The sequence below is a fragment of the Rosistilla oblonga genome (assembly GCF_007751715.1).
Classification (GTDB): Bacteria; Planctomycetota; Planctomycetia; order Pirellulales; family Pirellulaceae; genus Rosistilla; species Rosistilla oblonga.
On sequence record NZ_CP036292.1, the window covers coordinates 1,301,752 to 1,313,523 of the forward strand.

Below are 11,772 nucleotides of genomic sequence, written 5' to 3' on the forward strand. Positions count from 1 at the left end.
CAACTGAAATCGAGTCAACGCCCTCCCCTTCCCTTCCACAACACCAAACCCCATAGACTCTCGATGACCATTGCTCATGCGCTTCGTTGCCTGATGTTTGCGATAGCCGTTTGTTTCACGTCGGCTGCGTTTGCTGCGGATAAGCCCAACGTGATCCTGATCTTCATCGATGACATGGGCTGGGGCGATATCGGTTGTTACGGCAACGATTTCGTCGACACGCCGCGGATCGATCAACTGGCCGCCGAAGGGATGCGGTTCACCGATTTTTATGCCGCGGGAGCTGTCTGTTCGCCGACACGATGTGCGCTCCAATCGGGACAGAACCAAGCTCGGATCGGGATCACCGCTCACATCCCCGGGCACTGGCGTCCGTTTGAACGGGTGATCACGCCGCAGACGACGATGGCCTTGCCGTTGGATACCGTCACGGTGGGCGAATCGATGCAGCAGGCGGGATATAAGACCGGATATATCGGCAAGTGGCACCTAGGAGATTCGCCCGGCTTCCTCCCCGATCGCCAAGGCTATGAATATTCGGCGGTCATCAACGGCCCGCATCTGCCGGGCAAGTTTCGCGTCGCCGGACGCAAGGACATCAAACCGAAGCCGGGGCAATATCGGACCGACTTCGAAGCCGATCTGTGTGTCGACTTCATCGAGCAGAACAAATCGAAGCCCTTCTTTTTGATGCTCTCTCCGTTTGCGGTTCACATCCCGCTTGGAGCGATGTCCGAAAAGGTGCAGAAGTATCAAGACAAAGCAAAGGCGACGGGGCGCGAGCTGCCCAATCCGATCTACGCCGCGATGATCGAGCATTGCGATGACATGGTCGGCCGGATCGTCGACGCGGTCGAAGCTCAAGGGCTGACCGAAAAGACGATGATCGTCTTCACCTCCGATAACGGCGGGTTGTATCGACGCTACGATTACCGTCCTGCCGCCGATGACAACGTCAGTTCGCTGGCACCGCTGAAAGGCGAAAAGGGATCGTTGCACGAGGGAGGTGTCCGCGTGCCGTTGATCGTCAAATATCCAGCCAAGGTTGCCGCCGGTGGCGTCTGTGCCGAACCGACGATCAGCTACGATTTCTACCCGACGTTTGTCGAACTCGCCGGCGGCAGCTTGCCGGCGAATCAGACGATCGATGGCGTCTCGTTGCTGCCATTGTTGGAGAAGCCCGATGCGACGCTACCCCGTTCCGCCTTGCATTGGCACTATCCGCACTACCACCACGATCGCCCTGCCAGCAGTATCCGTGAGCGCGATTGGAAGCTGATCGAATATCTCGATGGGACCGGCGATGTCGAGCTTTATCACATTGCGTCGGACATCGGTGAAAGCGAGAACCTTGTCGAAGAGAAAGCCGGCCGCGCGGCCGATCTGCGTCGCAAGTTGGCGACCTGGCGACATGAGGTCTCGGCTCGGATGCCAATCCCCAATCCCAACTACGATCCCGCCCGCGCCGATCAGTGGTGGAGTTTGCGATCGGGAAAACCTGTCGACAGCGATAGCCGAAAACGCTTTCCGCCGACCGAAAAAGATCTGTAGGGTGAGCGGATTGGGGCGCGATCAATCGAGCGAGTGAAGTCGTAGCGCTTCACCCTCCCCCAAACGCAGTTTGGAAGGGGAGGGTCGGACGAGCGAAGCGAAGTTCGGGGAGGGGCGTCGCGCGGCGTTCGCTCCTGTCCGATGTGTTGTTAGACCCTCCCCGGAAAACGTCGCTAAACGCTCGTTTTCCGACCCTCCCTGCTTCACTGGGCGAGTGAAGTTGTAGCACTTCACCCTCCCCCAAACGCAGTTTGGAAGGGGAGGGTCGAACGAGCGAAGCGAAGTTCGGGGAGGGGCGTCGCGCGGCGTTCGCTCCTGTCCGATGTGTTGTTAGGCCCTCCTCGGAAAACGTCGCTAAACGCTCGTTTTCCGACCCTCCCAGCTTCGCTGGGCGAATGAAGTTGTAGCACTTCACCCTTCCCGCAAACGCAGTTTGGAAGGGGAGGGGCGAACGAGCGAAGCGAAGTTCGGGGAGGGGCGTCGCGCAGCGGTCGCTCCTGCCCGATGTGTTGTTAGGCCCTCCCCGGAAAACGTCGCTAAACGCTCGTTTTCCGACCCTCCCAGCTTCGCTGGGCGAGTGGAGTTGTGTCGCTTCACCGTTCCTCAAACTGAGTTTGGAAGGGGAGGGGCGGACGAGCGAAGCGAAGTTCGGGGAGGGGCGTCGTGCGGCGTTCGCTCCTGTCCGATGTGTTGTTAGACCCTCCCCGGAAAACGTCGCTAAAGGCTCGTTTTCCGACCCTCCCTGCTTCGCTGGGCGAGTGAAGTCGTAGCGCTTCACCCTCCCTCAAACGCAGTTTGGAAGGGGAGGGTCGAACGAGCGACGCGAAGTTCGGGGAGGGGCGTCGCGCGGCGTTCGCTCCTGTTCGATGTGTTGTTAGGCCGCTCCCCGGAAAACATCGCTAAACGCTCGTTTTCCGACCCTCCCAGCTTCGCTGGGCGAGTGAAGTCGTAGCGTTTCACCCTCCCCCAAACGCAGTTTGGAAGGGGGACACCGACGCCAGCGGATGCCGTGTCTCGTTGCAAGCCTTTGCTGAAAGCGGCGATGCAAATTAAAGGGCTTTGTCGCTGATGTCCTTGCGGCACCAGGCGCCGGGCCAGCGGATCTGCTTCACCGCGGTATAGGCTTGCAGTTTGGCGTTGCTGATGCTGTTGCCAAGCGCTGTCACGCCCAGCACGCGTCCGCCGTCGGTTTGCACCGAACCTTGGGTCAGCTTGGTGCCGGCGTGGAAGACTTTGACATCTTTCAGTTTGGCAGCGTCGTGAAGGCCGGAGATCTCGCGGCCTTTGACGTAATCGCCGGGATAACCTTCGCTGGCCATCACCACGCAGATACTCGGGCGTTCGTCCCACTCCGGCGGATCGATATCGATCAAGCGACCGTCGGCGACAGCTTCCAAGATGTCCATGATGTCGCTCTTCAGACGCATCAGCAGCGGTTGGCATTCGGGGTCGCCGAATCGCACGTTGTATTCGAGCACCTTGGGGCCGGTCGAGGTGATCATCAAGCCAGCGTACAAAACGCCTTTGAACGGACGGCGGTTGCGTTTCATCGCGTGAACCGTCGGGACGATGATGTCCTCTTGGATCATCTCGATCATCTTCTCGTCGACGATCGGCGTCGGGCAATAAGCTCCCATGCCGCCGGTGTTGGGACCTTTGTCGCCGTCGTAAGCTGGCTTGTGATCTTGAGCGGCGGGGAGCATCACGATCGCATTGCCGTCGGTGATCGCTAGGATGCTCGCTTCTTGACCGATCAAACGGTCTTCGATGATCAGCTCGTTGCCGGCTTCGCCAAATTCGCGCTGTCGCGTGATTCGGTCGATCGCGTCGAGAGCGTCTTCACGAGTCGAACAGACGATCACGCCTTTACCCGCGGCCAAGCCGTCGGCTTTGACGACCACGGGGACTGAGGAGTTCTCTTCGGGGTAGCGGTCTTTGATGAACCGCGCCGCATCGTCGCCGGTGCGGAAGGTTTGGTAGTCGGCGGTCGGGATGTCGGCAGCTTTCAGCAGGTTCTTGCAGAAGACTTTGCTCCCTTCCAGTTCCGCCGCGGCGGCGGAGGGGCCAAATGCGCGAAGGCCCGCGGCTTCCAAAGCGTCGACTAGCCCGTTGACCAAGGGGACTTCGGGGCCGACGACCGTCAGGTCGATCGATTCGCGGCGGGCGAAATTGACCAAGCCCTCGGTGTCATCCGCACTGATTGGGACGTTGGTCGCATCGACACCGGTTCCCGCGTTTCCAGGGGCTACAAAAACCTGTGAAACACGCGGGCTCATGCCAATCTTCCAGGCAAGCGCATGTTCGCGTCCACCGTTGCCAACCACCAACACTTTCATCAGTTTCGCTCCGCTCCCATCTGGGATTCTAAATTCTTCAGCCAACTCAGCGGATCCGCGTCTCGATTTCCCGATGGATTCGCACTTTTATTGCGATCATCCTACGTTCCGCAGCGATTCTGTGATAGCACCTTCTTTAGATGCACGGACCCTAATATCGATGCACGTTCGGGGTGTGTGGTCCGTTGAATTGTCGCGATTCTGCCGAAGTGGCCAGGGTAAGGTCTTCCCTTTTTACGTTAAGGGTGTACAATGCTGTGCAGCCCACCAACTGCTAGGATCTTCCGTCCCCATATCCCACCTACCCGGATGGAACTGCAGTTCTAATTTTGCTCGTTCTATTCAGGCGTCGCCGCAGTTATAATCCACATCTGCGGCGACGCCTTTTGCTTGCACTTGGCGCTGCCGTTCGGACGGAGAAGAATTGACCCTCAAGCCCGACGCTTGTGCGTCGGCCCCAAAAAATCCGCAACACGATCTACGGAGCAACTGAGAAACATGCGATTTTTTATAATCTCGGCCTTTGTCGCCACCACGTTCCTTTCGGCCACTGCTGATGCCCAACAATGGGGCGATCTGAAGGTTAAGTTTGTCTTCAAGGGAGCCGCCCCCGACGCCGACAAGATCGCCGTCACCGTCGACAAAGAGTTCTGCGGCAAGCACGACTTGGTCGATGAGTCGTTGGTTGTTGGCAAGGATGGCGGAATTCAAAACGTCGTCGTTTACGCATACGACGGACGCGGTGGAGTCAAATTGCCTGCGATCCATCCCGATCTGGAAGGCAAGCCGAACACTCACGAACTGGCCAACAAAGATTGCCGCTTCGAGCCGCACATCGTGATCTGCAAAGCGGGCGACACGTTGAACGTGACCAACCCCGATCCCGTCGGTCACAACTGCAACTTGGCCTTCTTGGTCAACGCCGCTCAAAACTTCACCATTCCGCCGCTGAAGTCGAAGGAAGTGAAGTTGGACAACGCCGAACCTGCTCCGATTCCCGTCGCCTGCAACATCCACCCTTGGATGCAAGCGAAGGTTGTCGTTTTGGAACACCCCTACGCTGCCAAGTCGGATGAAAGCGGTACCTTGGTTATCAAGAACCTGCCAACTGGAAAGCTTGCTTTCCGTCTGTACCACGAAGCTGCGGGTCGTTTGAGCGGCTTGGAAGTTGCTGGCAGCGAAGTCAATCGCCGCAACGTCTTTGAAGTCGAAATCAAGCCAGGCGAAAACGATCTGGGCACCGTCGAACTCGACGCCAAACTGTTCTAAGACCGATCGTGAATCTCCGCATTCTGCGAAATATCAACCGGCAGTCACCGCGATCGCGGCGGCTGCCGGTTTTTTCATGCGCCCGCCGCTGCGATCGCTTTGCGTCGCTGCGCTCTCTAGGACTCGCTTTCCTAACGCTCTTGGTTGGCTTTGCTGGCCCGGCGCTCTCTGATGAAACCGATCGTTGGGGCGACCTGACGATTCGGTTTGTCTACGACGGCGTCCCGCCTCAGCCCCAGCGGATCGCCGATCGCGTGGGCGAAGGGTTTTGTGGCGACAGTGCGATGGTCGACGAAAGCTTAGTCGTCAACACGATCGATAAAGGGATTCGCGATCTGGTCGTCTACGCCTACGAGGGGCCTGGCGGCCGAGCGTTGCCAGCGGTCCATCCCGATGCGGTCTCCGGCGGCAAGGCCTTTGAATTGGCGAACGTCAACTGCAACTATGTCCCTCGTGTTCTGGCGATCACTTCCGGCGATGCGCTTTCGGTCGTCAACACCGACGTGATCGGATACAGCACGATGCTGGGGTTCATGGCAAATCGGGCGGAGAGCCTTTCGTTGCCTCCCAACGCTCGAGCGGAACTAAGTCCGCAGCGGGCCGAGCCGGCGCCGATCCCTGTCGGCAGTCTGCTGTATCCTTGGATGAAAGCGCGGTTGTTGGTGTTGGATCATCGCTATGCGGGGATCTCCGATGTGCATGGGCGGATGACGATCGGCCGCTTGCCGGCAGGCGTTAAGCTGGCGTTTCGGGTCTACCACGAAAGAGCCAGTTTGCGCGGGCTGAAGATCGGGGGGAGCGAGGTGAATCGTCGCGGCGTCTTTGAGCTGGAGATCCAGCCGGGAGAGAATGATCTGGGAACGGTCTCCATTTCCGCCGAGCGGTTTGGGCTTTGATGGCGCTGGCCGACGGCCGCCGCAGCCACGCCCAAGCACTCCCGATTGGCGGGATTCGGCGGCGCTGCAGCCTGCGTTTTTCCAGGCGAGCGGTTACAATAAATTGTCGCCTTTCGCTCCGCGAAAGTGCGAACCGCAAACGCACTTTCGCAGAGCGAAAGGCGACCATAAATAAGACATAAGAGAGAAATAATGAATCGCACGGCAATGCATGTGATGGTGATCTTGATCACCGGCATGGTGATTGGATTGATCGCCCGTTCTCGGCGGATCGAACGCGAGCAGGCGGAAGCGGCTCAGGTCCAGATGGAGGCCGAGGTTGCCGAAGCGGCTGTCGCGGAGCAGTCCGCTGCCAAGGAGCCGGTCGTGGTCGAAGGTGATGGTTGGTTGAGCGAGTTCGAGCTGACCGAACGCAGCGGCGAGACGGTGTCCAGTAAAGAACTGTTGGGACAACCGTATGTCGTCAGCTTTTTCTTCACGACCTGCCCCAGCACCTGCCCGATGCAAAATGAGAAGCTGAAGATTTTGCAGGAGGAGTTTTATGGGAAGGGAGTTCGCTTCTTGAGCATCAGTTGCGATCCCGAGATCGATACGCCCGAGGTGTTGTCGGAATACGCCAAGCGATTTGAGGCGGATAAGGACCAATGGCTGTTCCTGACCGGCGAACTGAATTACATCCGACGCGTGGGGGCGGAGGTGTTCCGGTTGCCGGTCAACCGACGCTTCCACACCGACCGTTTTGTTTTGGTCGGTGCCGATGGCGAGATCGTCGCGTTGTATGAATGGCCCGAACCGGAACAGTTCGATCGGCTGAAGAAGGACATCGGCAAACTGCTTGCCGGCGAGAAGATCGATGACTCGAAGGACGAAGGAAATGCCAGCTAATGGAATGGTTAGCGAGTAATCTGCCGCACGCGACTGCGTCGCTGAACAGCCTGGCGACGGTGCTGTTGGTGATCGGGTTGGTGATGGTCAAGCGAGGGAACTTGAAGGCCCATCGCAATGTGATGATCACATGTTTTGCCGTCAGCGGCCTGTTCCTGGCGTTGTATCTGTTGCACAAGGTCGCTTTGTTCCAGACAACCGGTTCGCCCAATCGGCGGTTCCCAACCGATGTCTCCAGCGCCGCGAGAACCGTCTATTTTACGATCCTTGGAACGCACCTGTTGCTTGCGATCACGGTGCCGCCGTTGGCGATCGCTGCGATCGTGCAGGGATTGAAAGACAATCGTGAGAAGCATCGCAAGATCGTCCGATTCGCCTTTCCGATCTGGCTGTACGTATCGATCACCGGCGTGGTCGTCTACTACATGTTGTACTGGGCCTATCCTGTCGCTTAGCTGAAAAGGCTGCCCATTTGATGCGGTTCCTTGTTTGCCAAGCGTTGCTCTTGCTGCTGATGTCGCCTGGGCTCGGATGGGCTCAGCGCGGCGCGGTGCCTGCCGATATTCCCGAGCTGGAAACCTCGGGCCGGATCGCGCTGCAGCAGATCGACCAATTGATTGGCGCCCAGTCGTGGGATGCCGCGGTCGATGAGATCCTGCGTCTTGCCGACACGTCGGGGGATCGATTGATCCAAATCGATCTCGATCCCAACACGACTGAATCGCTGCAGCGTTGGGTTCCGGTTCGCGATTACCTGAACGACCGGCTGGTGCGGTGGGGACTCGCCGCTCCAGAAGTCTTGTCGCGTTATCGCCAGCGAATCGATTCGCTGGCGGCCGCGGCCGTCGAGGCAGCCGCCACGCAGAAGGATCTTAGCCAAGCAGACCGCGCAGTCCGCGAGTTCCTTGCCAGTTCGCACGGCGATGTGGCGCTCCGTTTACAAGCCGACCTGGCGATCGATCGCGGTTGGGCTCAGCGAGGCCGCGATGCTCTGGTCCGCATCGATTCGCGTTTGCAGGCGACCGGCGTTGGGGAAAATCCCGTGGCGATGGTTCCCGCGGTCGCTTGGAATCCATTGCTCGTGAGGTACCCGGAGAGCGTGGCGGGGATTGCGGAGCAAGTGTCGCGCGACGATCGAGGCTTGAGTTTCGGATCCTACCGCGGAACCGCTCTCCCCTTGCCCAAGCTTGCGGCACGGCTTCCTTATTGTTCGGTGCTGCAGGGAGACATTCCGCGAGCCGAACGCGAGCTGGCGTTGGTGGGAACGATGTTCCAGTCGTTTGCCGATTCGCCAGCGGAGCAGACGTTGCGGCGGGCGATCGCGATAGCGAAAGAAGAGTCGACCGCGCCGGATGCGACGGTTCAATTCGCAGAGTTTCCGATCTGGACGACTCCGCTGCACCGGATCGATCGCGATCCGACCCTCGATTCCGTCAGCGGTTCGTCGGGGGCGGCCGGCAGTCGGCGATCGAGCTACTTTCCGGCGGTTTGGAACGGACGCGTCTTCGTTCACGACGTGAATCGAATCGTCGGCTTCGATCTCCGCACGGGATCCGGTTGGCCGATCGAAGATTCCAATGCGGCAGTCTTCGACACGGGGCAGCCGCCCGAGGAAATCTTGCCTCCCGCGGCGCTTCCGGCATCGGGCTGGCCGCGATTCACGTTGAACGTGGTTGGCGATCGGATGGTCGCGCGGCTGGGACCGGCGGTGACCGGTTGGTTGCCGGTGATGCGGAAGCCTCCGGGAAGTGCGTCGTCGGTGGCGGTGTTCGATCTCGACGGCGAGGGGCGATTGTTGGACGCCTATCCGAAATCGCTCGACGCTGAAGAACTGGGCGACTACGAAATCGAAGCACCTCCGATGTTGGTGGGCGATCGAATTTTCTGCGGGATCACGCGGCGTGCCGGTTCGCTGTACACAAGTCGCGTGCTGTGCATCGACCTGCGATCGGGGCAGCGGTTGTGGATCAGTCCCGAACTGGCGGTCGGGCCGATGCCCAATCAACCGCCCGCCAACCGCGTCTCGCATGCGACGGTCGCGTATCGCGAGGGGATGCTGTTCTATCACGCCAACTTGGGAACTGTTTCGGCGATCGATGCGCAGACGGGCAAGATTTCTTGGTTGGTTCGTTACCATCGCGGTTCGGCAAACGATAACCCTTATCGGGACGAACCGTTTGTCGACGATCGCGACCTGTCGCCGGTGCTGTTGGATGCGGAGCTAGCGATCGTTGCGGCGGCTGATTGCGATCGCTTGTTCGCGTTGGATTCGGCGACGGGGCAGACGCTGTGGACCAGCGGGCCCGAACTGGCCGAAGACGTGGAGTGTCTGTTGGGGACGACGGCAACACACGTGATCGCTTCGGGAGATCGGCTGTACTGGATCGATAAGTTCACCGGATGCGTCGACGCGGTTTTTGCTGGCGGTTCGACTTCGCTGGCTGCCGGTGGATCGTTGCAGCCGCGGACGGCGGGACGCGGCGCGATCGCGGGGAATCGAATCTACTGGCCGACCGACGATGCGATCCTTGTCTTCGATGCGGTCCTTGCCGATACGGATACGAGGCCCGCGGTGCGGATGGTCGATCGGATCGATCTGTTGCCCCGCGATCTACGCGGCGGCAATCTGTTGATCCGCGACGGGTATCTGATCTTGGCGAGTCCCGATCGGTTGGCCGTTTTCGATTCCCGCGAATTCAAGGTTGCCACGATTGCCCCTGGCTCGCCAATCGGCGAAACTTTGAAGCATGAATGACAGCCAGAATATCGGTGACCGCGAGTTGATCGAGCGGTTGGCCAGCGAATACGCAGCGATTAAAGCCGAATTGGCCAAAGCGATCATCGGCCAGGAAGAAACGATCGAGCAGGTGATCACGGCATTGGTTGCCGGCGGTCATTGTCTGTTGGTCGGGGTGCCCGGTTTGGCCAAGACGTTGTTGGTGCACAGTTTGGCATCGACGCTCAAGCTCGATTTCAGCCGGATCCAGTTCACTCCCGATCTGATGCCCAGCGATATCACCGGAACCGAGGTGATCCAACAGGATCGCGAGACGGGGGAACGGCAGTTCAAATTTCTGCCGGGACCGATCTTTGGCAACATCATCTTGGCCGACGAGATCAATCGGACGCCGCCCAAAACGCAGGCTGCGTTGTTGGAAGCGATGCAAGAGCGGCAGGTGACCGCGGGCGGAACGCGACACGAATTGCCGAATCCGTTTTTTGTTTTGGCCACGCAAAATCCGATCGAACAAGACGGCACCTACCCGTTGCCCGAAGCTCAATTGGATCGGTTCATGTTCGACGTGCGGATCGATTACCCCAACGAAGCGGATGAATTGCAGGTCGTGCTGCAGACGACCGACGACAAAGAGGAATCGCTGACCGCGGTTGTCGACGGGGCGCAGTTGCTGGAGTTCCGTCATTTGGTTCGTCGGATTCCGATCGCCGAGCCGGTCGCGCGGTATGCGATGACGCTGGCTCGCGGCAGTCGGCCGTCGGATCCGCGGGCGTCGGACCAGGTGAAGAAGTATGTGCGTTGGGGAAGCGGCCCGCGCGGCAGCCAGTACCTGGTGCTGGCGGCAAAAGCTCGGGCGGCGCTGCAGGGGCGGCATCTGGTCGAGCGAGACGATGTCGATGCGGTGGCGTTGCCGGTGCTGCGGCATCGGATTCGATTGAACTTCGCCGCCGAAGCCGATGGGCTGACCGTGGCGCAGGTCATCCAAGATCTGATCCAACGCGCTCGCAATGGCGCCGAACCGGCCGGCGTTGCGGCGGTGTTTCGAAATCCGACCTCCTAACGGTCGCTGCGATGTATCAAACGTTTGCCAAGTATCTGGATCACGACGCGTACACGGCGTTGAACGCTTTGCGGCTGAAGTCGCGGCATCGCTTCGCCGGTTCTGCGGCGGGAGAGCATCGCAGTTTTCGGATGGGGCAAGCTATCGAGTTCGCGCAGCATCGCCAGTATGCGCCGGGGGACGATCTGCGTTACCTCGACTGGAAGATCTACGGGCGGACCGACAAGTACTATCTGAAGCAGAGCGAAGACGAAACGGATTTATGCTGTTACGTGTTGCTGGACAACAGCGAGAGCATGTCGTTTGCTGGCACCGATTCGGAAATTTCCAAGCTGCAGTATGCACGCAAGTTGGCGGTCGCGTTGGCCTTCGTCACGCTAGCAGGACAAGACCGGATCGGTCTGGGAATGTTGAGCGATCGCTTGTTCGACTATCTGCCGCCGTCGAGCGCCATCAGCCAACTGTCCCGCTGGGACGAGGTCTTTGAAAAAACGCCAGCTGCCGGGGGGACCGATCTGCCTAGTGGTGTGGCGCAATTTGTCGATCAGGCTCGGCAACCGGGGCTGGTCGTCTTGATCAGCGATCTGTTGGGACCCGAGCAGGGGCTGCAGGGAGCGCTGACGCTTTTGCGTGGTGCAGGACATGATGCAATTGTGCTGCATGTAATGGATCGGCAGGAGAGGGAGTTTCGCTTCGACGGCGAACTCCATTTTGAGGGTCTCGAATCTGCGGGTGAGGTCGATGTTAACGGCGCTCAGATACGCAATGCTTATCTAGAGGAGCTGGATAACTTTATAGAAAAGCAGCGCCAAAACTGTTGGGGGCTGGGATTTGAGTTTTCGACAGTGTTGACCGATTTCCCCTTGGCGGCGGCCTTGTCGTCGCACTTCCGCCATTGATCGCGTCTGTGTCGTTATGGCAATTCGGGAGGCATCGGGTTTCATCTCCGTATCGGTTTGAGTTCTGCCATTCGGCGTGCCGATGCTTGTCGGTACGCTATACTTCGCCGTATTCGCGTATTTCGAATTGACCATAAAC

At 59.2% G+C, this 11,772-nt stretch carries 9 protein-coding genes; 8 read left to right on the forward strand and 1 reads right to left on the reverse strand.

The window, feature by feature from the left end:
• The first annotated feature begins 63 nt into the window (after positions 1-63).
• Positions 64-1,551 (forward strand): sulfatase, encoded by a 1,488-nt coding sequence (locus tag CA51_RS04625; protein WP_145118218.1) that lies wholly within the window; start codon positions 64-66, stop codon positions 1,549-1,551.
• A gap of 1,049 nt (positions 1,552-2,600) precedes the next feature.
• On the opposite strand, the gene purD is transcribed toward CA51_RS04625, so the two are convergent.
• On the reverse strand, positions 2,601-3,887 hold the full coding sequence (purD, locus tag CA51_RS04630) for a phosphoribosylamine--glycine ligase (RefSeq protein WP_145118220.1): 1,287 nt from the start codon (positions 3,885-3,887) through the stop codon (positions 2,601-2,603).
• 498 nt (positions 3,888-4,385) lie between these two features.
• On the opposite strand from purD, the gene CA51_RS04635 reads away from it, so the two are divergent.
• The 7 genes from CA51_RS04635 to CA51_RS04665 all read left to right on the forward strand — a co-directional run bounded on the left by CA51_RS04635 (position 4,386) and on the right by CA51_RS04665 (position 11,633).
• Entirely contained in the window at positions 4,386-5,156 is a 771-nt protein-coding gene (locus CA51_RS04635) for a cupredoxin domain-containing protein (protein ID WP_145118222.1), read from the forward strand.
• 8 nt (positions 5,157-5,164) lie between these two features.
• A complete protein-coding gene (locus CA51_RS04640) occupies positions 5,165-6,052 on the forward strand; it encodes a cupredoxin domain-containing protein (protein ID WP_145118224.1) in 888 nt (295 codons plus the stop codon).
• 192 nt (positions 6,053-6,244) lie between these two features.
• On the forward strand, positions 6,245-6,937 hold the full coding sequence (locus CA51_RS04645) for an SCO family protein (protein ID WP_145118226.1): 693 nt from the start codon (positions 6,245-6,247) through the stop codon (positions 6,935-6,937).
• Positions 6,937-7,392 carry a DUF420 domain-containing protein gene (locus tag CA51_RS04650; protein WP_145118228.1) on the forward strand — a complete coding sequence of 152 codons (456 nt, stop codon included), beginning with the start codon at positions 6,937-6,939 and terminating at the stop codon, positions 7,390-7,392. Before CA51_RS04645 ends, CA51_RS04650 begins: the two co-directional genes overlap by 1 nt.
• Before the next feature lie 20 nt (positions 7,393-7,412).
• The gene (locus CA51_RS04655; RefSeq protein ID WP_145118230.1) at positions 7,413-9,692 is read left to right on the forward strand and encodes an outer membrane protein assembly factor BamB family protein; all 2,280 of its coding nucleotides are present in this window, start codon (positions 7,413-7,415) and stop codon (positions 9,690-9,692) included.
• Positions 9,685-10,734, forward strand: coding sequence for an AAA family ATPase (locus CA51_RS04660; RefSeq protein WP_145118232.1), 1,050 nt, complete (start codon positions 9,685-9,687; stop codon positions 10,732-10,734). Before CA51_RS04655 ends, CA51_RS04660 begins: the two co-directional genes overlap by 8 nt.
• 11 nt (positions 10,735-10,745) lie before the next feature.
• Positions 10,746-11,633 (forward strand): DUF58 domain-containing protein, encoded by an 888-nt coding sequence (locus tag CA51_RS04665; protein ID WP_145118234.1) that lies wholly within the window; start codon positions 10,746-10,748, stop codon positions 11,631-11,633.
• Positions 11,634-11,772 lie beyond the last annotated feature (139 nt).